Raw genomic sequence first — 25,208 nt, 5'->3', positions numbered from 1 at the left:
TGCCGGCAGCCATCTCAAAGGTGGACCGGGCGGTGTCCAAGTCGTAGAATGAAACGTCCTGGAAGCGGAGGTTTCCGAGAGGAGCGCGCAATGGCTATCTTCATGGACCGGCATGAACTCACGGGAACCACAGCCGCCGACGTTGCCGAGGCTCATCGCAGGGATCTCGAGATTCAGGACCGGTATGGCGTTAAGTTCCTCACGTACTGGTTCGACCAGCGGCGCGGGACCGCGTTTTGCCTGGTGGACGCGCCCGACGCGGAAACCGCTCAATGCGTGCACCGCGAAGCGCATGGCTTCGTCGCCGGCGAGGTTGTCGAGGTCGCGTTGTCGGCGGTCGAGGCGTTTCTCGGCCGAATTCACGACCCCGAGCCGGCGCCTGGACAGGCCTCAGGTGAGATGGATTCCGGCCACCGCGCCATCCTGTTCACCGACATCGTCGGCTCGACCGCGATGACATCGCGCCTTGGCGACCGCATGGCGACCGAACTGGTCAGGGCGCATGACTCGATCGTGCACAGATGCCTCAGCCACTCTTCAGGCCGCGAGGTGAAGCACACCGGCGACGGCATCATGGCGACATTCGCCTCGACAGCCGCAGCCGTCGATTGCGCCAGGACGATCCAGCAGGAATTCAAACGTTACAACCGCGGCAACCCCGAGCCGATCCATGTTCGCATCGGACTGGATTGCGGCGAGCCCGTCGAGGACAGCAACGACCTGTTCGGCTCCACTGTGCAACTTGCAGCTACGCTTGTGCGCGGCCGCCTCCGGCGACCATATCCTCGTGTCGGAGAATATTTTTCGGGAGTACGGCACCGCTGAACTTTTCACGCATGCGACGCGGCGGCGTTTGAAAGGATTTTCCAAGCCCGTGCTGGCATTCCGATGCGACTGGGCCGATGCTGGCGTGAAGAGGCAAACTTGAGCCGCAGGCTCCCGCCGCTCGGCCTCATTGACCTGCGCGGCAAGGCCCTGCTTGACCAGCACCTTCAGCTCTTCGGGATGCAGCTTGATGGAAATGTCGCGTTCGAGCGGCAAAAGCTCGCCGTCCATGACGCAATTGGCCTTTGCCCTCAGCCTCGGGAAATGCAGATGTACTTCGGCCGGATGCATGACCATCACATCGGCATTTTCGCGCACCTTGCCCCGCAGCATATCGACGGCAAGACGGGCGACGCCGATCGGCTTCAGCGGTTTTGCGGTGTAGAAGCCAAGCTCGCCGCTGCGCAGGTTATCGGCGTAAAGAAGCGCGTTCTCGCCGAAGGGATTGTTGGAGACCGAAACGGCCGATACGCGGCGCGTCTCGCGCACGCCGAGCGCCTGGAATTCGACTTCGAATTCTGGCGGGTTGAGCACTACGCCGAAGGCTGCGCGGACGCTGGCGCGCATCTTGCCGAAACGGGAGCGATAGGTGAAGGAGTTGCGGTATCGCACCATGCGCGCATGAAGCCCTGCCGAGAACTGATGGATAAAGGGCCGGCCGTTGGCGCTTGCAATGTCGACATGATCGACCTCGCCGGTGGCCAACACATCCAGCGCCTGCCAGATATCGAGCGGCACTTTCAGCGAGCGGGCGAAGAGGTTCATGGTTCCGGCCGGGACGACACCGAGGGCGACGCCGTTCTTCCAGGCAATCGAGGCCGCTGCCGAAATCGTGCCGTCACCGCCGCCCGCGACGATGCCGTCGATATCGTCGCGCCGGGCGGCCCGCTCCATCGCGGGAACGATCTCCTTGCCGGAAAAGACGATGGCCTCGAAGTCATGTCCGGCTTCCCGGAAGGTCGCCTCTGCCCGCTTTTCGTAGGCCTCCATATCGGTGGTGCGGAAGGTACCACCGTCTTTATTGAAAAAACCTACAAGCTTCATCAGGCGTGCCGTTCCTCGCGTCGTGGCGTCTCAGTCAGTGCCCCTTAAGATGGTTGGACCCTCTTCGTTTTCAAGCGCGGCATGCCTGTGATCGACGTATCTGCAAGGCGTCCAAGCGCAAATATTGCAATGCACGTATGCACATAGCAGGACGCTGCACTGCGAAAAACGCACTCGACGCTGACGGCGCGATCACCCATGATTTCAAAGATGGAGACTCTCTGATCTCCGTCTCCCGCCATAGAACGGCCGACATCCGCCTCAGCGCCCGCACTTCGGATGGTTTGCCCTGCAGACATGCCTCAGGAGCTCGCGTGAGCCAGATCGCCGTAGATGATTCCATCGATTCCAGTCCGGCTTGCGAAGCCCCCTCGCCGATGGCGATCGCCCTGGTGCAGCTGGCGCTCGCCTGCGGCGGCTTCGGGATCGGCACCGGCGAATTCGCCATCATGGGCCTGCTGCCGAATGTGGCGGACACGTTTTCGGTCACGACCCCGCAGGCGGGTTACGTCATCAGCGCCTATGCGCTCGGCGTCGTCATCGGCGCACCGGTGATCGCGGTCCTCGCCGCCAAGATGACACGTCGCTCACTGCTTCTGCTGCTGATGGGCATTTTCGCGGTCGGCAACATCTTGAGCGCACTGGCCCCAACCTTCCAGAGCTTCACCGTGATGCGCTTCATCACCGGCCTGCCGCACGGCGCCTATTTCGGCGTCGCCGCGATTGTCGCTGCTTCGATGGTGCCGGTGCACAAGCGAGCGCTAACCGTCGGCCGGGTGATGCTGGGTCTGACGATCGCAACCCTGCTCGGCACGCCACTCGCAACCTTCTTCGGCCAGTCGCTCGACTGGCGCGTCGCCTTCACCTCCGTCGGCGTCATCGGCCTCGTGACCGTGGCGCTCATCTGGTACTACGTGCCGCGCGACCAGGTCGCGGACGGTGCCAGCTTCCTGCGCGAGCTCGGCGCCTTCAAGCGTCCGCAGGTGCTCTTGACGCTCGGCATCGCAGCCGTCGGCTATGGCGGCATGTTCGCGATGTTCAGCTATATCGCCGGTACGACCATGAAGGTCGCGATGCTGCCGGAGAGCATGGTTGCCGTTATGATGGTCCTTTTCGGCATCGGCATGAATGCCGGCAACATCGTCGGCTCATGGCTCGCCGATAAATCGATCATGGGAACGATCGGCGGCTCGCTGGTCTTCAACATCGTCGTGCTGACGCTGTTTTCACTGACGGCATCAAGCCCCATTATGCTGGCGATCTGCGTGTTCCTGGTCGGCTGCGGCTTTGCGGCCGGTCCTGCGCTGCAGACGCGGCTGATGGACGTCGCCGCCGATGCGCAAACCCTTGCCGCCGCCTCAAACCACTCTGCCTTCAACATCGCCAATGCACTCGGCGCCTGGCTCGGCGGCCTTGTGATCGCCTGGGACTACGGCTTTGCGGCAACGGGTTATGTCGGCGCCGTGCTGTCCTTGTTCGGCCTCTTCGTCTACGCCGCGTCGCTACGCCTGGAGCGCAGCCGGGGCGCATGAAGGATCGCGCAGTTCGTGGCCTTCCGGGCGGCAGAAGACATATTCTTCGCCCCAGGCCGCCAGTGCGCGGATGACCGGCTTCAGCGTTTCGCCAAGCGGTGTCAGCGCATATTCCACACGCGGCGGCACGACTGGATAGACCGTGCGCGACACGAGGCCGGATTCTTCCAGTTCCCGCAGCTGCTTGGTCAGCATGCGCTGCGTCACCGCCGGCAGCTTCCGGCGCAATTCGTTGAAGCGCAACGTTCCGTCCATGAGGTGGAACAGGATGACGCCTTTCCATTTTCCATCAAGATAGCTCAGCGTCGCCTCGACCGGACAGCCGGGGAAATTCTTCGTCAGCTTGGCGCGGGGCAACGACATTTTTACAGTATCCTTTTTGGTACTACGTACAGAATTTGTGCGTTCTTGCACTCTTCGGACATAAGACGCATCTAGCTTCCGTGCAACGAACATAGGAGGTTTCCATGCGCGCCGTCGCCTATAAGATCCCGCAGCCGATCTCCGCCGAGACATCGCTGATCGATGTCGACCTGCCCGTTCCGGAGGCGACCGGGCACGACCTGCTCGTCGAGATCAAGGCCGTCTCCGTCAATCCGGTCGATGTGAAAGTGCGGGCACATTCGGCACCACCGGCAGATGAAGTGAAGGTTCTCGGCTGGGACGCAGCCGGCATCGTCAAGGCCGTGGGTCCGGATGTCACGCTCTTCAAGCCCGGAGACGAGGTGTACTATGCCGGTGCGATCAATCGGCCGGGCTCGAACGCAGAATTCCATCTCGTCGACGAGCGTATCGTTGGCCGCAAGCCGAAGAGCCTCGATTTCGCGGCCGCCGCCGCACTGCCGCTGACTTCGATCACCGCCTATGAAGCACTGTTCGACCGATTGAAGGTTCAGGACGCGGTACCGGGCGCTGCTCGCGCTCTCCTCGTCATCGGCGGTGCCGGCGGCGTCGGCTCGATCGCCATCCAGATCGCCCGGGCGCTGACCGATCTGACAGTCATTGCAACCGCCTCCCGTCCCGAAACAGAGGTCTGGGTGAAGGAACTTGGCGCGCACCACGTCGTCGATCACTCGAAGCCGATCGCGCCGCAGGTTGCAGCTCTCGGCATCGGGGCTCCAGGCTTCATCTTCTCGACAACCAACACCGACAGCCACCTCCCCGACATCGTCGAGGCGATCGCACCACAGGGCCGTTTCGCGCTGATCGACGATCCGAAGTTCCTCGACGTCGTGCCCTTCAAGCGCAAGGCCGTTTCGGTGCATTGGGAGCTGATGTTCACACGGCCGCTCTTTTCGACGCCCGATATGATCGAGCAGCATAACCTCCTCAACAAGGTGTCGGAGCTTGTCGATGCCGGCAATATCCGCACGACACTCAGCAAAACCGTCGGCGCGATCAATGCGGCCAATATGAAGAAGGCGCATTCGATGGTCGAGAGCGGCAGGATGATGGGCAAGGCAGTACTCGCCGGCTTCTGACCAGCATCGATAATCCACGCATATTGCCGCACCCCGGGTGCGGCAATATGCTCACAAACCAACGCCGCTTGACTTTTCTCGATCGGAGGAGCAGGTCTTACGGCACGCGGATGACAGCCCTTTTCCGCGCAAAATCAACGGAGCCATCAACCCGATGCCAAGCGACAGTAGCAGTCGATTGCCCTTGCCGTACGCGGCCGCCGTGCGCTGACCGACTCCTGTCGGGCTCGCCCGCCGGACGCTGCGGCGGATCGACGGAAAGGCGAGCCAGTGAACATCAATCGCTTTCCCCCTGCGGGCAGGCCATGCTGCCCGTTTCTTCACCCACGACAGCCTCGGAACGGTCACCACCGCAGAGCGCGTCGAGCGTCTCAACATACTCGACATCCCGGAGGCAGCGGCCATCCTCGCCACGCTTCCGCAGCACAAGGCCGTCCGCATTCTCGCCAGGCCGGAGCTGCACAACGCTGCCGCAATCCTCGCCAAGATGCCGGTCGAGCATGCCGCACGGCTGCTCAACGCCACCGCAAACGATCGTGTCGCCGATCTCTTCCATGAATTGGACGAAGGTTCCCGCGCGACCCTTTTTACGAAGCTCGACGGCACGACGGCGCTCGGCGTCAAGCACCTGATGGGCTATCCGCCGCGCACGGCCGGCAGCATCATGACGACCGAGTTCGTCAGCGTGCCGGACACCTGGACCGTTGCCGAGACGCTCGACCATGTTCGCCAGGTCGAGCGCTCGCGCGAGACGGTCTATGCGATCTACGTCCTCGACGCGGCAACGCAGCGGCTGACCAATGTCGTGACACTGCGTCGCCTCATCACCGGCGAACCGCAGGCATCGGTTTTCTCCGTCGCGCACAAGGGCGGCCTCGTTCGCTGCGATCCGCTGATGACGCAGGAGGACGTCGCCCGGCTGATCCGCAAGCACAATCTGCTGGCGCTGCCGGTCGTCAGCGACGACGGCCACATGCTCGGCATCGTCACCGTCGATGACGTTATCGACACGATGATCGCGGATACGACCGAGGACGCCCAGAAGTTCGGCGGTATGGAAGCCCTCGGCAAGCCTTACATGAAAATCGGTTTTTTCGGCATGATCCGCAAACGGGCCGGCTGGCTTTCGGCCCTTTTCCTCGGCGAGATGCTGACGGCAAGCGCCATGCAGTATTTCGAAGGGGAGTTGGAGAAGGCCATCGTGCTGACGCTCTTCGTCCCTCTCATCATGAGCTCCGGTGGCAATTCCGGATCGCAGGCGACGTCCCTCATCATCCGTGCCCTGGCGCTCGGCGAGCTCAAGCTTTCGGATTGGCGGCGCGTGCTCTTGCACGAATTGCCGACCGGTATCGTGCTTGGCACCATCCTCGGGCTCGTCGGCTTCGGCCGCATCGTCTTGTGGCAGAAAATCGGCCTCTACGACTACGGCGAGCATTGGCTGCTCGTCGGCCTCACCGTCTTCGCCGCGCTGATCGGCATCGTCACCTTCGGCTCGCTCTGCGGCTCGATGCTGCCATTCCTGCTGCAAAGGCTTCGCCTGGACCCCGCCAGCGCGTCGGCACCGTTCGTCGCGACGCTGGTCGACGTGACCGGCCTGGTGATCTACTTCTCCGTGGCCCTGCTCATCCTTAGCGGGACGTTGCTTTAGGCAGGCCATTTTCCTTCTTCTGGCGGAGAAGGGGGACTAGAAGGAGCGAGCAAGGAGACGAGCGGCATGCACAACGTTGCTGTGTTGTTGACCGCCTTCACCCTCCTCCCTCATCCCTTGCTTGCAGGGATCCAGCAGGGCCATGTCCATGTCGCGGAAGGCCTGTTCAGTGACATAAAAGGGTCACGGCGGAGGCCCCATGGCTGGATTCCTGTCACAAGGACAGGAATGACAAGATCCAGGGTGAGCTCTCGGCACCACCAAGGCTCGCTCACATCTTGCCTCCATCTGCTTCACCGGGCGACTTGGCGAGCGTGCAGATCTACCTCCCCTTGGGCAGCTTCAAAGGCCCGTTGGTCTTCATGCTGCGGATGGCGAAGTTCGAGCGGATGTCGCTGACGTTCGGCAGCGTCAGCAATGTATCGGTGAGAAGCCGCTCGTAAGCAGCAAGGTCCTCCACCACGACTTCTGCCAGAAAATCCGCGCTTCCAGAAATCAGGAAACAGGAAACGATCTCCGGGATCGCAAGGAGAGCCGCCTGCTGGGATTCCGAATTCTCGCGGCTGTGATGGGCCACTTTGAACTCGACTAAGACCGTCAGCCCCAGCCCCACTTCCTTTCGGTCGATATCGGCGCGGTAGCCGCGGATCACACCCGCTTTTTCTAAGGTTGCGGATCCGCCGCAGGCAGGGCGACGGCGAGAGGTTTACCTTTTCGGCGATTTCGACGTTGGTGGCGCGTGCATCCTCCTGCAGGCATTCAAGGATGGCCAGATCGAATTTATCAAGATTTGGCATATTTTCTAACTTTGTCCCTTATTGTTGGCAGATCATTGCTGTTAGCATGTTTGTGGCGCTACAGATAGCAAGGACATGCCCTGACCATCGGGCCTATCTTTTTCTCGGTCGGACAGCACACCGAATGACAAGAAAGGATAGACCGATGCCCAATTTCAGCATCGCCAACGAGAAATCCCCATCCCTCATCGCCGGTTACGCGGGTGCAACCGTCACGGTGCTCATCTGGGCGACGTGGCTTCTTGCGACCCGCCACAGCGCAGCAACGCCGCTCGGCTCGATCGATATCGGACTGATCCGCTACGGCATTCCCGCGCTTGCCCTTTCGCCCGTTTGGCTCAAGACCGGCCTGCTGCCGAAAGGCGTTCCGCTGCGTCTGCTGGCATTGATGGTGACCGGCGCAGGTGCGGTCTTCTTTCTCGTCACCACACTTGCCATCCATGCGACCCCGGCAGGTTCTTCGGGCATCCTGCTCGGCGGCTCCATGCCGCTTGCGACGGCACTCATCGGCATATTCATCTTCGGGGAGCGGCCGGATATTACCCGCAAGCTCGGCCTCGCCGCGATCGTCTGCGGCGTGCTGCTCCTGCTTGTGCAGAGCCTTTCGGATGCATCGCTGCCGTGGACGAGCTTCGTGCTTTTGCCCGCCGGCGCCGTTCTTTGGGCTAGCTATACGCACGCCTTCCGCCGCAGCGGGCTCACCGCCATCCAGGCGAGCGCACTGATCGCCATCTGGTCGTTCCTGATCATTGCAGGGCTTGCCACCGGCTTCGGCACCTCGCTGACCCGGGCAAGCACTGGAGATCTCGGACTGCAGGTCCTGAGCCAGGGCATCCTGTCCGGCCTTGTCGCCATGGTTGCCTACGGCACCGCCGTCAAGACGCTGGGCGGCACGCAGGCGGCAGCCTTTACGGCGATCACGCCGGTGTTGGCAACGCTTGGCGGGGGAACCCTGCTGGGCGAGGAAATCGGCCTGGCGGAAATCGCAGCCGCTGTCATCACAGGGATCGGCGTGGCATTGTCGACGGGCATCGCCGCCCGTCAGCGCTGAATGAAACCCGATACAAAGAAGCCCAGCGTTTGCCGGGCTCCTTGTGTTTGAAAATCAAGCCTGTTCGACCTCACATATTCGGATAGACCGGCCCCTCGCCGCCCTGGGGCGGGACCCAGTTGATGTTCTGGTTGGGGTCCTTGATGTCGCAGGTCTTGCAGTGAACGCAGTTCTGGGCGTTGATGACTGGAAGCGTCTCCTTGCCGTCCTTCTCGCACCACATTCGTAGACGCCGGCCGGGCAGTAGCGCGCCGACGGCCCGGCATAGACGTCGTACTCGGAGCGATTTCTGCAATCGGGCCATGTCCTTGACGCTTCAGGTGGCACCGGCTGGTCTTCCTCGTGGTTGGTGTTCGACAGGAACACCGAGGAGAGACTGATCGAAGGTCGAGCACGCCGTCCGGCTTCGGATAGTCGATCTTCTGTGTGCTCGGCGGCCGGCTCCAGTGACTGGCGCATCGGTCTTGCCGTGCTTCAGCGTGCACGAAGAAGGTAGAAGCCGAACAGCGTGGTCGACCCACATGTCGAGACCGCCGAGCGCCACGCCGATCGCCGTGCCGAACTTCGACCAGCAGCGGCTTGACGTTGCGGACCTGTCTTCAGGTCCTTGCCGATGCCAGCTCTTGCGCCAGGCGTTCTCGTATCTCGACGAGCTCATCGTTGGCGCGGCCCGCAAGCGATCGCGTCGGCGACGGCTTGTCGGCGGCCAGCATGCCGGACTTGCATCGGCGTTGTGGCTGCCCTTGATGCGCGGCACGTTGACGAAGCCCGCCGAACAGCCGATCAGCGCCCCGCCGGGGAAGGAAAGCTTCGGCACCGACTGGTAGCCGCCCTCGGTGATGGCGCGCGCGCCGTAGGAGATGCCGCTTGCCGCCCTCGAAGGTACCGCGGATCGCCGGATGGTGTCTTGAAGCGCTGGAACTCCTCGAACGGACGAGAGATAGGGGTTCTTGTAGTTCAGGTGCGACGACGAAGCCGACGGCCACGTAGGTTGTCTTCCAGATGATAGAGGAACGAGCCACCGCCGGTCTTGAAGTCCGAGCGGCCAGCCGAAGGAATGCTGCACCAGGCCTGGCTTGTGGTTGCTCCGGCTTGACCTGCCAGAGCTCCTTGAGGCCGATGCCGAACTTCTGCGGCTCGCGGCCGCTGTCGAAAGGTCGAACTTGGCGATCAGCTGCTTGGCGAGCGAGCCGCGCACGCCTTCGCCGATCAGCGTGTATTTGCCGATGCAGTTCCATGCCGCGGGCAAAGCTCGGGCCGGGCTCGCCGTTCTTCTCGATGCCCATGTCGCCGGTGGCGACCCCGATGACCGCACCGCTCGTCGTTGTAGAGCACCTCGGTTGCGGCAAAGCCCGGATAGATCTCGACGCCCAGTTCTTCGGCCTTGCTCGGCCAGCCAGCGACAGACGTTGCCCAAGCGAGACGATGTAATTGCCGTGATTGTTCATCAAGGGCGGCATCAGCACATTCGGCAAGCGGATCGAGCCGGCCGGACCGAGCACCAGGAAATGGTCGGCGGTCACCTCGGTCTTGAACGGATGATCGCTTTGGCTGCGCCAATCCGGCAGCAGCCGGTCGATGCCGATCGGATCGACGACGGCGCCCGACAGGATATGCGCGCCGACTTCCGGCTCCCTTTTCCAGCACGACGACGGAAAGCTCCGGATTGACCTGCTTCAGCCGGATCGCGGCAGACAGGCCGGCAGGTCCGGCACCGACGATCACAACGTCGAATTCCATGCTTTCACGTTCGGGAAGCTCAGTCGTCTCGGTCATTCATCCGTCTCCGCTCGGCCGCCCACGCGGCCATAATCCCCTTGTCGGGTCATTGTCTTGGCAAAACCGGAAAGCATTGTCGAGCCGGGAAGCGACAGCCGATCCTCCAATTCGCACAATCAATATCTCCTCCACCGCAAGATTATATAACGCTTACGTTAACGTCAATTGTTCTTCGGTAGCAGCACCCTTCCCTTTTCCGTCGGCTGCGCCTTATACAGAAGCCGAAGCATCTGGAGGACATCATGGATCTCGGAATCAACGGCAAACGTGCACTCGTTCTGGCTTCGTCGCGCGGGCTTGGCCATGGTATTGCGGTCGCACTCGCACGTGAAGGCGCAAACGTACTTCTGTGCGGCCGCAGCGGTGAGCAGTTGGAGGCCAACTGCAAGGCGATCAACGCCGAGGGCAAGGGCAAGGCGGACTGGATCTGGGCTGATCTGGCTGACGAGAAATTCGTCGAGACGGTGACTGCCGCCGTCCAGGAAAAGTTCGCCGGCCTGGATATTCTAGTGAACAATACCGGCGGCCCGACGCCCGGAACGACCGAGGACATGACGCCTGAGAAGCTTGAGACTTATTTCTTCTCGATGGTGCTGCGCGTCATTTCACTGACCAACGCCCTGCTTCCGGGCATGAAGGCGCAGGGTTGGGGCCGCATCCTCACGGTCGCGTCGTCCGGCGTCATAGAGCCCATCGCCAATTTGGCGCTTTCCAATACGCTGCGCCCTGCCCTTGCCGGCTGGTCGAAGACGCTCGCCTCGGAAGTCGCAAGCCGCGGCGTGACGGCCAATTTGCTCTTGCCGGGCAGCATCCTCACCGGACGACTCGACGAGCTCGACGGCGCGGCCGCCAAGCGCACCGGCAAAAGCATGGAAGACATCCGCAGCGACAAGGAAGCGCGCATTCCGGTTGGCCGCTATGGCAAGGTCGAGGAATTCGCAGCAACCGCCGCTTTCCTCTGCAGCCAACCGGCGAGTTACATCACCGGCTCACTGATCCGTTGCGACGGCGGTGCGGCGCGTTCGGTTTGACCGCAAGCGGGAGATGGGCGCCACGCCGATCATTACGAAAATTTAAGCCATTATAACCACTTAGTGATTGCGGCTGGCGGATTATGTCTTTTTCGCGCCGCAATATAGGCGGCTCAATCGGGACCGGAAACTTCGCGCAATCGTCAAGACCGGTCTCACGCATGAAGAAATTTTGGATCACCGTCAGCATTATTGCAGTGACTGCCGTCAGCGTTTGGCAATTCGGAAACAGGATTCCCTTCGTCGACCAGCTTCCCTACGTCTCGCAGTTGGTCAGGGCGCCTGCGCAACAAGGCGGCAAGGCCGCAAGCGGGCCAGCAAGGCGGCGGGCAGCATAACCGGCGGGGCGGCAGCGGCCCGACGCTCGTGAAAACGGTCGCCGCCGTGAAGACAGTGCTGCCGCGAGACGTCACGGCCTCGGGGTGGGCGGAAGCCGAAAACACCACCACGATCGCCGCGCAGGAACAGGGGCTTGTCACTTCGATCGTCGCGACCGACGGCGCCACGGTCAAGCAAGGCGACCTGATCGTCAAGCTCGACGACCGGCCGGCGCAAGCCGCCGTCGACAAGGACAAGGCGACGATCATCCGAGACACAGCGACGCTTTCGGAAGCCGAAACCGCTCTCACACGCGCAGCCGATCTTTTGGCGCAAAGGGCCGGCACGCAGCAGAGCTACGACCAGGCCAAGGCCGCTCGCGACACGGCTGCCGCCACCGTCGAGGCCGACAAGGCCTCGCTCGCCTCCGATCAGGTTCTGCTCGAACACACGCAAATCCGCGCGCCTTTCGACGGCCGCCTTGGCGACATCGCGGTCAGCCCTGGAGCTTTCGTCGGTGCCGGAACGGCGATTGTGACGATTGCCAAATATGATCCGATCTATGTGAAGTTCCATCTGCAGGAACGCGATCTGCGCCAGTTGAAGCAATCGCTCGCCAACCGGACCCGTCGAGGTCACGACCACACCGGATTCGACGAAGGGCAGCGTGCGCCGCGGCGCGATCAGCTTCTATGACAATACGGTCGATACTGCTTCCGGCACGATCCTCGCGAAGGCGCGCTTCGAAAACGCGACCGGCGCGCTCTGGCCCGGGCAATCCGTCAACCTCGTCGTTCACTTCAACAATAAAGAACAGCAGGTCGTCGTACCGACCGTCGCCATCAGCCCCGGTGCCGAACGGGTTCTTTGTCTTATGTCGTGAAGGATGAAAAGGTGCAGATGACGCCCGTCACCGTCGCCCGCGAGAACGGCGGTTTCACCGCCGTTTCCGCAGGACTCTCGGAAGGCGATCACGTCGTCATCGAGGGACAGGCGCAGCTTGCCGACCAGCAGCATGTCGACGAGCAATTCGATGACAAGGCGCTGAACGTCGCCTCCGCCGACCAGCCGGCCCACCAGACCGAAACCGCTGGCGGCGGAGGCAGAACAATGATCCCGAATATCTGCATCCGGCGGCCGGTTGCGACGACCCTTCTCGCCATCGGCGTGATCCTTGCAGGTCTTGCAGGTTACCGGCTCGTGCCAGTCGCTGCCTTGCCGCAGGTCGACTTCCCGACGATCAACGTCTCGGCCGCGCTGACCGGCGCCTCGCCGCAGACCATGGCGACTTCGGTCGCAACGCCGCTGATCAAGCAGTTCCAGACCATCCCCGGCATCAGCGAAATCAGCGCGACCAATTCGCTCGGCAATACCAGCATCATTTTGCAGTTTGACCTCAACCGCAACATCGATGCGGCCGCGGCCGACGTGCAGGCGGCAATCTCGTATGCGACCCGGCAGTTGCCGGACAACATGACCACGCCGCCGAGCTACCGCAAGACGAACCCGGCCGACGCGCCGGTGATGCTGCTTGCGGTGCAGAGCGATACGATGCCGCGCAGCAAGCTCGACGCCATCGCCGAAGACATCATCTCGCCGTCTCTCTCCACCCTGCCCGGCGTGGCCGAAGTGACCGTGTTCGGCGCACAGACTTATGCCGTCCGCGTCGAGGTCGATCCCAACAAGCTGCTTGCCCGCAACATCGGCATCGATACCGTCAACCAGGCCATCAGCGCCGCCAATAGCCAGGTGCCGGTCGGCACGCTGCAGAACGACGCGCAGAGCATGACGATCAACGCCGACACGCAGCGCACCAACGCAGCGGAATTCCGCTCGCTGGTGATCGCAAACCCGAACGGGGCGCCGATTCACCTCGGCGACATCGCCAAGGTGGAAGACAGCGTCGAGAACCAGAATACCGGCAGCTGGTACGACGGTAACCGCGGCATCATCCTCGCCATCCAGCGCCAGCCGGATGCGAACACGGTCGAGGTCGTCGATGCGATCAACGCCAAGCTGCCGACGCTGCATGCCGAGATCCCGTCGTCAGTCACCACCAAGGTCATGAACGATTCCGCCAAGCCGATCCGCGACGCGATTTCCGATGTAAAGTTCACGCTGCTTTTGACGATCGGCCTCGTTGTGCTGGTTATCTATCTCTTCACCGGCCATCTGACCGCAACGGTCATTCCGGGCCTTGCCGTTCCGCTCTCGCTGATCTCGACCTTCGGCATGATGTACGTCCTCGGCTATAGCGTCGATAACATCTCGCTGCTCGGATTGACGCTCGCGGTCGGCCTTGTGGTGGACGATGCGATCGTGATGCTGGAAAACATTCTTAGGCATGTCGAAGAGGGAATGCCGGTCCTCGATGCGGCGATCAAGGGCGCCGGCGAGGTCAGCTACACGATCATTTCGATGTCGGTGTCGCTGATTGCGGTCTTCATCCCGATCCTGTTGATGGGCGGGGTCGTCGGCCGCATCTTCAACGAATTCGGCATGGTCGTCGCAATGGCGATCGTCGCATCCGCCATCGTCTCGCTGACGGTAACGCCGATGCTCGGCTCGCGGCTTTCAAGCGGTAAGGGCACCCCGCCCCTCTTCGTCCGCTGGTTCGATGCGGGCTTCGAACGCACGCTCAGAGGCTACGATCGGGCGGTCGGCTGGTGCCTCGGCCACCGGCCTGCGATCCTTGGCCTGTTCCTCGCTTCGGTCGGCTTGAACGCCTATCTGTTCATGACGCTGCCCTCCAGCTTCTTCCCGGCCGAGGACATCGGCCGGCTGAACATCTCCACAAGGGCACGCCAGGACATCTCCTATCCGGCCATGGTAGCCTTGCAGAACCAGGCCGCAGCGATCGTGAAACAGAATCCGGCGGTCAATCACGTCATGTCGATCGTCGGCGGCAACGCGCGGAGCCCGCTCAACAATGGCACGATGTATGTCGAGCTGAAGGACAAGGAGCAGCGTCCGCCGCTTGACCAGACCTTGCGCGAATTGCGGGCCAGCATCGGCAAGGTGCCCGGCCTGCAAGCCTTCATCACGCCGCAACAGAGCCTGCGCTTCGGCGGCCGTCAGACCGCAAGCCAGTATCAGCTGGTCGTTCAGGCACTCAGCGCCGAGCAGACCAATCTCTGGGCCAATAATATCCAGCAGGCAATGCGCGGCGATCCGCGCTTCACCGACGTGACAACCGATGCGCAGAACAACGCGCTGCAGGCCAATATCGTCGTCGATTCCGAAAAGGCAGCCGCCTTCGGCATCGACAACAGCCAGCTGCGCACGACCCTGCAGGAATCGTTCAGCGGCTATACGGCAGCGCAAATCCAATCCACCGGCGACAGCTACGACGTTATCGTCGAATACGACACCAACAAGCCCTGGGACGATCAGAAGCTTCAAGATATCCGGGTCGCTCTCAACCAACGGCACGCTGGTCCCGTTGTCGAATTTCGCGCAGGGTCGAGCGCAACACCGGGCCGGTGACAATCAACCAGACAGGTCAGCTCGTCTCGACGACGGTTTCGTTCAACCTGCCTGCCGATGAGGCGCTGGGTGACGCAACAGCCGCGATCGACCAGATCAAGAAGGACATCAACATGCCGGCGGACGTCTTCACGTCCTATGGCGGTACGGCGCAGATCTTCGAGCAGTCGCAAGGCAGCACGCCGCTTCTGATCCTCGCCGCGGTGCTGACGATCTATGTGGTCCTCGGCGTTCTCTACGAGAGCTTCATCCACCCGCTCACCATTCTGTCCGGCCTTCCGGCGGCCGCTCTGGGCGCACTGCTGGCTCTGAAGGTGATGGGTTTCGACCTCTCGATCATCGCGCTCATCGGCCTCCTGATGCTGATCGGCATCGTCAAGAAGAACGCGATCATGATGATCGACGTGGCGCTGGAGAACCTGCGCTCGCACAGGCGAGTGTCGCCTATGGAGGCCATTCACGAGGCCTGCGTGCGGCGCTTCCGGCCGATCATGATGACGACCTTCTGCGCGCTTCTCGGCGCTCTTCCGATCGCACTCGGCACCGGTGCGAGCTCCGAGCTGCGCCAGCCGCTTGGGTGTCGCAGTCGTCGGCGGCCTCATTGTTTCCCAGGCTCTGACGCTCTTCATCACGCCCGTTATTCTTCATCGAGATGGGCCGGCTGAACAGCTGGCTTCAGAGGCTTTGGCAGCGAAAGGAAGCGGTGCCGGACGAAGAGGAGCCGACGGCGATCGCGGCGGAGTGATCTTTCGGTCGGGGTTTCGCGCATTGCCTCTCACCCTAACCCTCTCCCCGCCTGCAGGGAGAGGAGGACGCGCCTCACTCGACGTCGGAGAAGTGGGCAAGCGAGCGCGGCATACCCCCTTCGCTGCGTTTGCGGGAAGAAGGTGCCGGCAGGCGGACGAGGGGCCACCACCAGATGGGCACAACGCCCCTCGCCTTCCCTCTTGAATGTGTCGCCCCTCTATGGCATCACGCGCCCTCCTAAATTTTGGACGCGCGTGCGTCCTTCATGCGGAGCAAGGCTCCGGTCTCAATCATAATCGGCATGAAGAGGTGCGGGCATGGCTCAGGCGCTGGGTTTCGACTTCGGCACGACGAATACGGTTCTCGCCACGGCCAATGGCGGGACGACACATTCCATGGCGTTCACCAGCGCGGAAGGCACGGCCGACAGCATGCGCACGGCGCTTTCCTTCATGAAGGATCCGCAGCTCGGCACATCCGCCCTCAAGGTCGAGGCCGGGCATGCGGCAATCCGCCAGTTCATCGACAATCCCGGCGATTGCCGCTTCCTCCAGTCGATCAAGACCTTTGCGGCAAGCGCCCTCTTCCAGGGCACGCTGATCTTTGCCAAGCGCCACAGCTTCGAAGACCTGATGGAGGTCTTCATCCGGCGACTGCGCGCCTATGCGGGCGAAAACTGGTCGAGGGATGTGACGCGCATCGTCACAGGGCGGCCGGTGCACTTCGCCGGCGCCAATCCCGATCCGGCGCTTGCAACCGAACGCTACAACAAAGCGCTCTTGCGCTTCGGCTTTCCGGAAATCCACTACGTCTACGAACCGGTTGCCGCCGCCTTCTACTTCGCGCAGAACCTGAAGTCGGACGCCACGGTGCTCGTTGCCGATTTCGGTGGCGGCACGACGGACTATTCGCTGATCCGCTTCGAAACCGTTGCCGGCAAGCTGACGGCAACGCCGGTCGGCCATTCGGGCGTCGGCGTCGCGGGCGATCATTTCGACTACCGGATGATCGACAACATCGTCGCGCCGCAGATCGGCAAGGGGAGCCATTTCAAGAGCTTCGACAAGATCCTTGAGGTGCCGTCGAACTATTATTCGAGCTTCGGTCGCTGGAACCAGCTTTCGATCTTCAAGACCTCGCGCGAATTCGAGGATCTGAAGAAACTGGTCCGCACGGCGCTCGAGCCGGAGAAGCTCGAAACCTTCATCGATCTCGTCGATCACGACGAGGGCTATCCGCTCTATCAGGCGATCTCCGCCACCAAGATGGCACTGTCTTCGCGCAGACGAAGCACCATTCGATTTCGCGCCCGCTTGGCCGCGGCGGCCATCGCATCATTCGCAGGAAGCGACTTCGAAAGCTGGATCGCGGAGGATCTGGCTCGTATCGAAGGCACGCTGGACGACGTTCTGGAGAAGACAGAAACCAAGCCCGGCGACATCGACAAGGTCTTCCTGACCGGCGGCACATCCTTCGTGCCTGCCGTCCGCCGCATCTTCACCGAACGCTTCGACGCCGGCAAGATCGAGACCGGCGGCGAGCTGCTCTCCATCGCCCACGGGCTTGCCCTGATCGGCGAACGCGACGACATCGCGCAATGGACTGTGCAATGAGCGGCAGAGGCACGGCACCCGCCCTTTCATTGCTGCTGCCACTTCGCTAAGGTCGCCGTATGATCTCCGTCAACGAACTTTCTCCGGCCGAGCTTGCCGTGCTTCTGCATTTCCATGCGGAAGCCGGCGTCGAATGGCTGCTGGAGGAGGAGGCAGTCGACCGCTTCGCCGAGTTCGAGGCGATGAAGGCGGGCGCGGCGCAACGCCGCTGCTCCCCCGCAAAGCCCGACCCAGCCCCGAGCGGCCAGTCGGCGGCGCAACGTCAAGCTGCGGCGCCGGCTGAGCGCGCAGCCCCTCGGCCGCAGCCTGCCATTCCTGATGGCGAAGCCGTGCAGCACGCGCGCTTTGCGGCCGAGAGCTGCGCGATCGCTCGGCGAGCTCAAGACCGCGATCGAGGCCTTCAACGGCTGCAATCTCAAGCACAGTGCGCGTTCGACGATCTTTGCGACGGGCAACGCTGCAAGCGGCATTATGGTGATCGGGTCGGCACCTGGCGCCGACGACGACCGCGAGGGCACGCCTTTTGCCGGGCGCGGGGGAGAACTTCTCAACAGGATGCTGGCGGCCATTGGGCTTAATCGAGACGGCATTCTTTTGACGCAGGTCATTCCCTGGCGCCCGCCAGGCAACCGTGTCGCCTCTGTCGCCGAGATGGAAATCTGCCGCCCCTTCATCGAACGCCAGATCGCGCTTGCCGAACCGAAGGTAATCCTGCTGTTCGGCAATTTCGCCGCCCGCTTCTTCTTCGGCGAGAACGACACCATCCACGGCCTGCGCGGGCAGTGGAAAGAGATCGGTGCCGGGCCGCTGACGATACCGGCAATCGCGACGCTACACCCGCAGGATCTCCTGACCGCGCCGATCAACAAGCGGCTGGCTTGGAGTGATCTCCTGGCGTTTCAGGCACGGCTCAAGTCGCTCGACCTGATTAGAAAATAGACAAACATTAAGTTTTCATGAAACGACCCATGCATTTTCCGCATGGCTGTATCCTATTTTGGCGCATTGCAGAATCGATGCTGCACTGCAATATATAGTCCTGTCTTGGGAGGAATCTGACAGGAACCAAGGCAATGAACGCAAGTTTTCGTCCTATACACTGCGGGTTTGAAACCCTCCGCCTGGCAAGTGATACCGGCTCGCACCACGCAAGGCTACAGCCGCTTGGGCTTTGCGACCAACGAGCAGATGATCGCCCGCGGGACCGGCATCTGCGGCCGCACGACGCGGCCCTCCGCAATCTTCGTGGATTTCCAGGAATACTAGAGATGAGCGCGGCCCGGCCTCGGGCGCGCGATCGGAGTTTTTTATGTCTGCAGTACTCGTTTCGCTTCTGCGCAATATCGACACGATCGAGCAAATCCGCGCTGCCGTCTGCGCCGCGACGGAGTATCAGCGCGAGCTTTCCACCGCCGAGCCGGCTCCGCTGGTCAAAGAAATCGCGGCGATCGCGCTTCGAGCTTGCGCCAGCACTTTGGCCGGCACGCACTCCAGTTTTGCCCGGGCAACGCGAAAGGCGTTCTCGACATAGGCAAACTTGACAGCCTGCCAGCTGCAATATTCCCTGACGAAATCGCGCGACACCCATAACTGCGTCTTTTTGGGCTCGTCGTACCAGCCAAGGCAGCCTTGTTGCACCGCCTTTGCAAAGAGGCGCTGGAGATGCGTTCGCGACATCATGAAATCGCCGGCCAGATTGCGCGTTTCGACGCGGCCGACGTCGAACCTTTCCGTGTCGGCACCGTTAAGGTCAATTCGAGCCATGAGATGGTCCACGACCAGACCGCCCGCTTCCGTCCAAAGAAAGAGCGCAATTGGCTCCGGCGGCTCTCGCCAGGCCGTATCTTCGAGGCAGCTGCGGGCAACCAGCGGCTGGGCAATCCGAAGGAGCTCTGGATGCGCCTGCAGGCAGCCGGCGCGATCGCCGTGGTCCAACATGTCGAGGGCGGCGAGATTGGCGAGAAGCCAGCCGTACATTGCCTGATTGCTGACTTCGGCCGGTTCGAAATGACGCGGGCGGCGGCGCTCTTCGCCCGGCGCATGGGTGATGAAGCGATAGGTGAAGAGCTCTTCGATGAAGTTCAAAACCGTGTTGCGGCTCGCGACCTTGTGTCGTGTTATCAGCGTCGTCAGCGAAACTGCGGAAAGCCCCGAAGAGGGATCGCCGGGATCGTACTGCATGGCGAGCGCATAGGCGGTCTGGGTGAGGAGCCAGCGCTGGTGGGAGGTGAGCAGACGGGCAAGGCGCGGACCGGCTTGGAACATGCCGCGCAAAGTCCCGGCCAGATGACGGATGCTGAGCAGAAAATCAGGGTGCCGCGCCAGTTCTTCTGCCGTAAATTTCATGGGCGTCCCGCTCGCAAGCCAGCGTTCGCAGCAGCTCAGCACGGGGACCAGATCCGGCATCAGCGGCCAATCAGACATGCAAGGCTTTGAATAAATGAAGTTTCGTCATATTTAGAAACCACATTTGGGGGCCGATTGGTATCCTTAAATTTCGCCAGTGCATTCCGGCCGGGTTGGACAATCGGCAGGCGGATTTCTGCCTTGATCCGATCAAGGCTGCGGCGTACCGGCTTTCCGGGCTTTGCGGCGTCTCCAACCCGGAGTTGATGCTCGCGGTAGATGATGAATATGCCGGCTGCGACGACGATCGCCGTTCCGACCATCATATGGACGCCCGGGACATCGCCGAAACACGAAATAGGCGACAATGCCGCCAAGCAGGATCGAGGTGTATTCGAACGGCGCCACTGTCGACACATCAGCGTGACGGTAGCTCTCCGTCAGAAGGATTTGCCCGACGCCGCCGCAAAAGCCTGCGCAGACCAGCAGAAACTTCGTGTTGAGATCGAGCAAGGCCCAGCCGAACGGCAGCGTCGCGAGCGAAAAGAGCGATGCGATCATCGAGAAATAGAGAACGATCGTCGCCGTCCTTTCCTCTTCGACGAGCTTGCGGACCTGGATCATCGCCATGCCGGCAAGCACGGCGGATATCAGGACGCACAAAGCCCCGACCCCCTGCTCTGCCTCCATGCCGCCCTGCCTGAAAAGCGTAAGCTTGGGCCATGAGACGATGGCAACGCCAATGATACCGAAGAAAACCGCACTCCAACGGTATATTCGGACTGTCTCCCCGAGGAAGACTGCCGCGAAAATGACCGCGACCAGGGGTGTCGCATAGCCGAGCGCAATCGCCTCGGGCAACGGCAGATGCAGGAGGCCGTAAAACCCGAAGCCCATGGAAAGGATGCCGATCGTGCCCCGCTTTAGATGGCCAATCGGATTTGCCGTATGGCAGGCTGCCCGCAACTGTCCGCGATAAGCAAGATAACCCATGATCGGGAAGAGCGCGAAGAAGGAGCGATAGAAGGTCACCTGCCCCGGCGCGACATCGGAACCGGCGAGCTTGATGAAGGTCTGCATGCCGAGAAAGACCACCACCGATGAGACCTTCAGTCAGATTCCTCTCATGGGGTTTTCGAAAGCCGACTGCATGTCAGACTCGTGCGCCAGTTATTTGAAGCGGGGAAATACGTCAGACTCGACGCAACCTGACTGTGGCAGGCGCTGCGACTCGAAGAACAGGCCAAAAGTGAAAAAAGGCGCCGGCGCATTCAGTTCTCTCGCATTACGCGCACAGTTGCACAAAAATCAGCACAAAAGAGACTTGCCCAAAAATGTTTGCTTGAATATTTCAACCCTTAATCTTTTGAAAACCATAAACTCGCATTGATTTCAGCAGTATCGCAGCGATCACTTTCATAACCGCCACCTCAATTGTTGCCAGGATCACCTCCATGATGCCGCTTAAGAAGACGAAGCGATCAGACCACAGCAGACCGCAACGCCGCGTTCCATGCGCATTGTGACGGAAGGGATCGGTACCGATCTTGAGCATTTCAGTTTAGCCAACACCCATGTGGTGAAGCAGATCAAGCTGCTGGCGATCAACGCACTGATCGAGGCCGCTCGCGCGGGCGAGACCGGCAAGGGCTTTGCCGTCGTTGCCAACGAGGTGCAGCGTCTGGCGCAGGTTGCAAGCGATATCGCGGGAAGGTTCGAGAGCAACGTCCTTGGCCGCATCGGGCTGTCGCGGACGATGGCGGAATTCGCTGGTGAACGAGATGGAAGGCGTGAGGTTGACGGACCTTGCCCAAACCCTGGTGCCAGCTTATCGTGCGCAACCTCTTCGAACGGACGGCTGACGTGCGATGGTGGGCAACCGATACCGCATTGTGGCAGGCCCTGCAGGAGCCGGGCAGCGACAAGGCAAGCTTTGCGTCCGAGCGGCTCGGCGTGATAAACCGGTTCTACACGGTCTATCTGGACCTTGTGCTGACCGATCTTTCCGGGCGTATCGTCGCCTCGGCAAATCCCGAGTTCCAGCGCAAACTCACCAACCGTTCGCTTGCCGGCGACGCCTGGTTCCAGGCGGCGGCGCATTGCAAGCGCGGCGACGACTACATCGTCGACGAGGTCCGCCCCAGCCCGCTGCACGACGGCCGGACCGCGCTTGTCTATGCCACCGGCGTGCGCGAAGGCGGCAAAGTCGACGGGGCGATCGTCGGGACGCTCGGCGTCTATTTCGACTGGCAGAATCAGGGACAGGCGATCGTCGACAAAGAGGCCAACCTGCCGCCGCAGGTCGCGGAAAAGACGACCGTCATGCTACTCGATGGCGCAAGCAGGATCATCGCCGCAAGCAATCCGGCGCTTCTCTTCACCCACTTCGCACTGCAAAATCAGACAGGCCAATCCCGCGGCAGCTACTACGACAACAACGGATCGATCGTCGCATTTGCGAAGACCTTGGGATACGAAGATTATGACGGTCTCGGGTGGCACGGCGTCGTCGTCCAGCGGACAGAAGACGATGCTGCCATAAGGGCCGCGCTCAATCTTAGATAGTGCACGCTCGTCCGCGCGTCATCTAAGCATCTCCGCCAATTGCGGCCATCAAAACTTGCACCCGCTCCATTTCGCTTTAAGTTTAGTTCAGACTTTAATGTGATGATGCTGCAAAACCTATGGCAGAGCGTTCGCGTCTGTCCCAGCCCATATCGATAACGGTCTTCAGGGAACACTATGCGTACAGACACGGGCCAGGTCATCGATCTGGCAGACTACCGCCCCACCGATTTCGTTCTGGAACGCGTGGACCTGACCTTCGACCTTGATCCCACAGAAACAAAAGTCGAAGCGCGATTGATCTTCCATCGCCGCGAAGGTGCCGATCCGAAGGCGCCGCTTGTTCTCGACGGCGACGAGCTTGTCACCTTCCGGCCTGCTCTTCGACCAGATGGAAATGCCGCCGGAGCAATATACGGCGACAGCCGATAGCCTGGCCGTCTACAACCTTCCCGCAGCCGACCCCTTCGAACTGACGATCTCGACGATCATCAATCCGCAAGCCAATACCCAACTGATGGGCCTCTACCGCACCGGCGGTATCTACTGCACCCAATGCGAGGCCGAGGGCTTCCGCCGCATCACCTATTTCCCCGACCGTCCCGATGTGCTCGCGCCCTACACGGTGCAACATCATCGCCGACAAGGCCGCCAATCCGCTTCTGCTTTCGCAACGGCAACTTCCTCGGCGGCGCCGGCTATGGCGAAGGCAAGCATTTCGCGGCCGTGGTTCGATCCGCATCCGAAGCCGAGCTATCTCTTCGCGCTCGTCGCCGGCGATCTCGGCGTCAATCGAGGACACGCTTCACGACGATGTCCGGCCGCGAGGTCGCCCTCGAAGATCTACGTGCGAGCACGGCAAGGAGCCGCGCGCAGCCTATGCCATGGACGCGCTGAAGCGATCGCATGAAGTGGGACGAGGAGGTCTTCGGTCGCGAATACGATCTCGACATCTTCATGATCGTCGCCGTTTCCGACTTCAACATGGGGGCGATGGAGAACAAGGGCCTCAACATCTTCAACGACAAATACGTCCTCGCCGATCCGGAAACCGCAACCGATGCCGACTACGCCAATATCGAAGGCGATCATCGCGCATGAATATTTCCACAACTGGACCGGCAACCGCATTACCTGCCGCGACTGGTTCCAGCTCTGCCTCAAGGAAGGCCTGACTGTCTATCGCGACCATGAGTTCTCGTCCGATCATGCGCTCGCGCGCCGGTCAAGCGAATCGCCGAGGTCCGGCATCTGAAGTCGGAGCAGTTCCCGGAGGACGCGGGCCCGCTCGCCCACCCGGTTCGTCCGACGACAGCTATCGGGAAATCAATAACTTCTACACCGACGACGGTCTACGAGAAGGGCAGCCGAAGTCACCCGCATGATCGCGCACGCTGCTCGGCAAGGAGACGCTTCAACAAAGGGCATGGACCTCTATTTCGACCGCCATGACGGCCAGGCGGTCGACGATGCGAGGATTTCGTCAAGTGCTTCGAGGATGCGAGCGGCCGCGACCTCGCGCAGTTCTCGCTTTGGTACCACCAGGCCGGCACGCCGCTCGTCACCGCCTCCGGCAGCTACGATGCGACCGCCAAGACGCTTCAGCCTGTCTCTGGAGCAGATGGTTCCGGCGACGCCGGGCCAGACCGAGCAAGAAGCCGATGCATATCCCGCTCAGCCTCGCCCTCTTCAGCGAAAACGGCGGCAAGATCGAGCCCGCCTCCGTCGAAGGAGCCGAATATACCGGAGAGGTGCTGCATCTCATCGGCAAAACGCAGACTGCTGTTCTCCACGGCATCGGATCGCGGCCGGTCGTTTCGATCAACCGCAGCTTTTCGGCGCCGATCAACCTGCATTTCGACCAAAGCCCCGCCGACCTCGCGCTGCTCGCCCGTCACGAGACGGACCATTTCGCTCGCTGGCAGGCGCTGACCGATCTGGCATTGCCGAACCTGCTGAAGGCAGCGCGCGACGCGCGTGAAGGCAAAGCGATTGCCTGCGAACAGACCTCGATCGATGCACTGCTTCATGCCGCCGCCGACGAGAGCCTTGAGCCCGCCTTCCGCGCCCAGGCGCTCGCCCTGCCGAGCGAATCCGACATCTCCCGCGAACTCGGCAGCAACAACGATCCGGACGCGATCCATGCCGGGCGCCAGGCCGTCATGAAGCAGATTGCAGATCGTGGAATCGCAATCTTTACCGGTCTCTTCGAGAAAATGACAACGCCGGGCGACTTCAGCCCTGACGCAAAAAGTGCCGGCCGCCGGGCGCTACGCAATGCCGCGCTGACCTACCTTTCCTATGTGGAGAATGGCCCAGCACGCGCCAAGGCTGCGTTCGACGCCGCCAACAACATGACCGAGAGGCTGCACGCGCTGACGGTGCTGGCTCACCGCTTTCCCGAAAGCGGTGAAGCGATCGGTGCGCTTTCAACATTCCGGGACCACTTCGCGGAGAACGCCCTCGTCATCGACAAGTGGTTTTCCGTGCAGGCAACCATCCCTGGCCCCAGCGCGCTCGACCGGGTCCGCAAGCTGATGGAAAGTCCGCTTTTCAACCGCACCAATCCGAACCGCGTTCGCGCGCTTGTCGGCACGTTTGCCTTCACCAATCCCACCGGCTTCGGCCGGGCCGATGGCGAAGGCTATCGCTTCCTGGCGCGCGAGATCCTCGATATCGACCAGCGTAATCCGCAGCTTGCTGCCCGCATCCTGACATCCATGCGTTCATGGCGGTCGCTGGAGCCGGTGCGCGCCGGTTTGGCCCGCGCTGCCCTGACGGAGATCGAACACGCACCCGCCCTTTCGACGGACGTTCGCGACATCGTCGAGCGCACGCTGAAGGGGTGATTTGCTCGCCAGAGGCGCCGCGCGACCCTGCGCCGCTTCGAAACGTCTCGGCAAAAAGCAGCACTTATAGATAGTTAACAGATTTTTACCTTTCCC

The 25,208-nt window shown here is 61.6% G+C and carries 9 protein-coding genes and 11 pseudogenes; 13 read left to right on the top strand and 7 right to left on the bottom strand.

Features of this window, described 5'->3' with window-relative positions; translation table 11 throughout:
- Nucleotides 1–90 precede the first annotated feature (90 nt).
- Nucleotides 91–928, top strand: a pseudogene (locus ACW4PC_RS01475) (nickel-binding protein).
- On the opposite strand, the pseudogene ACW4PC_RS01470 reads toward ACW4PC_RS01475, so the two are convergent.
- Nucleotides 928–1,869, bottom strand: a pseudogene (locus ACW4PC_RS01470) (diacylglycerol/lipid kinase family protein); the annotation flags it as partial. The pseudogenes ACW4PC_RS01475 and ACW4PC_RS01470 overlap by 1 nt on opposite strands.
- 314 nt (nt 1,870–2,183) lie before the next feature.
- On the opposite strand from ACW4PC_RS01470, the gene ACW4PC_RS01465 reads away from it, so the two are divergent.
- A complete protein-coding gene (locus tag ACW4PC_RS01465) occupies nt 2,184–3,401 on the top strand; it encodes an MFS transporter (RefSeq protein ID WP_455872630.1) in 1,218 nt (405 codons plus the stop codon).
- Here the strand turns inward: ACW4PC_RS01465 and ACW4PC_RS01460 are convergent.
- Nucleotides 3,372–3,764 carry a winged helix-turn-helix transcriptional regulator gene (locus ACW4PC_RS01460; RefSeq protein ID WP_074067117.1) on the bottom strand — a complete coding sequence of 131 codons (393 nt, stop codon included), beginning with the start codon at nt 3,762–3,764 and terminating at the stop codon, nt 3,372–3,374. The two genes, ACW4PC_RS01465 and ACW4PC_RS01460, sit on opposite strands and share 30 nt — an antisense overlap.
- Nucleotides 3,765–3,868: 104 nt before the next feature.
- On the opposite strand from ACW4PC_RS01460, the gene ACW4PC_RS01455 reads away from it, so the two are divergent.
- Both ACW4PC_RS01455 and mgtE read left to right on the top strand, forming a co-directional pair.
- Nucleotides 3,869–4,882, top strand: coding sequence for a zinc-binding alcohol dehydrogenase family protein (locus tag ACW4PC_RS01455; protein WP_455872629.1), 1,014 nt, complete (start codon nt 3,869–3,871; stop codon nt 4,880–4,882).
- A gap of 280 nt (nt 4,883–5,162) precedes the next feature.
- The gene (mgtE, locus tag ACW4PC_RS01450) at nt 5,163–6,530 is read left to right on the top strand and encodes a magnesium transporter (RefSeq protein ID WP_455872928.1); all 1,368 of its coding nucleotides are present in this window, start codon (nt 5,163–5,165) and stop codon (nt 6,528–6,530) included.
- Nucleotides 6,531–6,852: 322 nt separating this feature from the next.
- Here mgtE and ACW4PC_RS01445 read toward each other — a convergent pair.
- Nucleotides 6,853–7,327: pseudogene (locus tag ACW4PC_RS01445) on the bottom strand (Lrp/AsnC family transcriptional regulator).
- A 145-nt stretch (nt 7,328–7,472) separates the two neighbouring features.
- Between ACW4PC_RS01445 and ACW4PC_RS01440 the strand changes: the two are divergent.
- The gene (locus tag ACW4PC_RS01440; RefSeq protein WP_455872628.1) at nt 7,473–8,378 is read left to right on the top strand and encodes a DMT family transporter; all 906 of its coding nucleotides are present in this window, start codon (nt 7,473–7,475) and stop codon (nt 8,376–8,378) included.
- A gap of 70 nt (nt 8,379–8,448) precedes the next feature.
- On the opposite strand, the pseudogene ACW4PC_RS01435 reads toward ACW4PC_RS01440, so the two are convergent.
- Nucleotides 8,449–10,154 (bottom strand): annotated as a pseudogene (locus ACW4PC_RS01435) (4Fe-4S dicluster domain-containing protein).
- Between the two features lie 245 nt (nt 10,155–10,399).
- Between ACW4PC_RS01435 and ACW4PC_RS01430 the strand changes: the two are divergent.
- From ACW4PC_RS01430 to ACW4PC_RS01405, 6 genes and pseudogenes are all read left to right on the top strand, one after another.
- Complete coding sequence (locus ACW4PC_RS01430; RefSeq protein WP_455872627.1) at nt 10,400–11,188, top strand: SDR family oxidoreductase; 789 nt, start codon at nt 10,400–10,402, stop codon at nt 11,186–11,188.
- 161 nt (nt 11,189–11,349) lie between these two features.
- Nucleotides 11,350–12,613: pseudogene (locus ACW4PC_RS01425) on the top strand (efflux RND transporter periplasmic adaptor subunit); the annotation flags it as partial.
- 3 nt (nt 12,614–12,616) lie between these two features.
- Nucleotides 12,617–15,737: pseudogene (locus ACW4PC_RS01420) on the top strand (efflux RND transporter permease subunit).
- 319 nt (nt 15,738–16,056) lie between these two features.
- Nucleotides 16,057–17,352: an Hsp70 family protein gene (locus ACW4PC_RS01415; protein WP_455872626.1), complete on the top strand. Its 1,296-nt coding sequence runs from the start codon at nt 16,057–16,059 to the stop codon at nt 17,350–17,352.
- Between the two features lie 59 nt (nt 17,353–17,411).
- A pseudogene (locus ACW4PC_RS01410) lies at nt 17,412–18,291 on the top strand (uracil-DNA glycosylase).
- A gap of 134 nt (nt 18,292–18,425) precedes the next feature.
- Nucleotides 18,426–18,618: pseudogene (locus ACW4PC_RS01405) on the top strand (hypothetical protein).
- A gap of 126 nt (nt 18,619–18,744) precedes the next feature.
- Here the strand turns inward: ACW4PC_RS01405 and ACW4PC_RS01400 are convergent.
- The 3 genes and pseudogenes from ACW4PC_RS01400 to ACW4PC_RS01390 form a co-directional block, all read right to left on the bottom strand.
- Complete coding sequence (locus ACW4PC_RS01400; RefSeq protein ID WP_455872625.1) at nt 18,745–19,698, bottom strand: hypothetical protein; 954 nt, start codon at nt 19,696–19,698, stop codon at nt 18,745–18,747.
- 210 nt (nt 19,699–19,908) lie between these two features.
- Nucleotides 19,909–20,778: pseudogene (locus ACW4PC_RS01395) on the bottom strand (DMT family transporter).
- Nucleotides 20,779–21,049: 271 nt separating this feature from the next.
- Nucleotides 21,050–21,253, bottom strand: coding sequence for a hypothetical protein (locus tag ACW4PC_RS01390; RefSeq protein WP_455872952.1), 204 nt, complete (start codon nt 21,251–21,253; stop codon nt 21,050–21,052).
- Between ACW4PC_RS01390 and ACW4PC_RS01385 the strand changes: the two are divergent.
- Together ACW4PC_RS01385 and pepN are read left to right on the top strand one after the other, a co-directional pair.
- Nucleotides 21,212–22,263, top strand: a pseudogene (locus ACW4PC_RS01385) (methyl-accepting chemotaxis protein). The gene ACW4PC_RS01390 and the pseudogene ACW4PC_RS01385 sit on opposite strands and share 42 nt — an antisense overlap.
- Before the next feature lie 177 nt (nt 22,264–22,440).
- A pseudogene (pepN, locus tag ACW4PC_RS01380) lies at nt 22,441–25,112 on the top strand (aminopeptidase N).
- Nucleotides 25,113–25,208: the final 96 nt, after the last annotated feature.

The organism is Rhizobium yanglingense, assembly GCF_977109285.1.
The sequence above is the reverse complement of the archived record's forward strand: the minus strand, read 5'-3'. Positions and strand labels throughout refer to the sequence as shown.

Excerpts from the sequence above, each read along its gene's own strand:
- ACW4PC_RS01440 (WP_455872628.1), top strand. The coding sequence starts at position 7,473 with ATGCCCAATTTCAGCATCGCCAACGAGAAATCCCCATCCCTCATCGCC.
- ACW4PC_RS01430 (WP_455872627.1), top strand. The coding sequence starts at position 10,400 with ATGGATCTCGGAATCAACGGCAAACGTGCACTCGTTCTGGCTTCGTCG.
- ACW4PC_RS01415 (WP_455872626.1), top strand. The coding sequence starts at position 16,057 with ATGGCTCAGGCGCTGGGTTTCGACTTCGGCACGACGAATACGGTTCTC.
- ACW4PC_RS01400 (WP_455872625.1), bottom strand. The coding sequence starts at position 19,698 with ATGAAATTTACGGCAGAAGAACTGGCGCGGCACCCTGATTTTCTGCTC.
- ACW4PC_RS01460 (WP_074067117.1), bottom strand. The coding sequence starts at position 3,764 with ATGTCGTTGCCCCGCGCCAAGCTGACGAAGAATTTCCCCGGCTGTCCG.
- ACW4PC_RS01455 (WP_455872629.1), top strand. The coding sequence starts at position 3,869 with ATGCGCGCCGTCGCCTATAAGATCCCGCAGCCGATCTCCGCCGAGACA.
- ACW4PC_RS01390 (WP_455872952.1), bottom strand. The coding sequence starts at position 21,253 with ATGCTCAAGATCGGTACCGATCCCTTCCGTCACAATGCGCATGGAACG.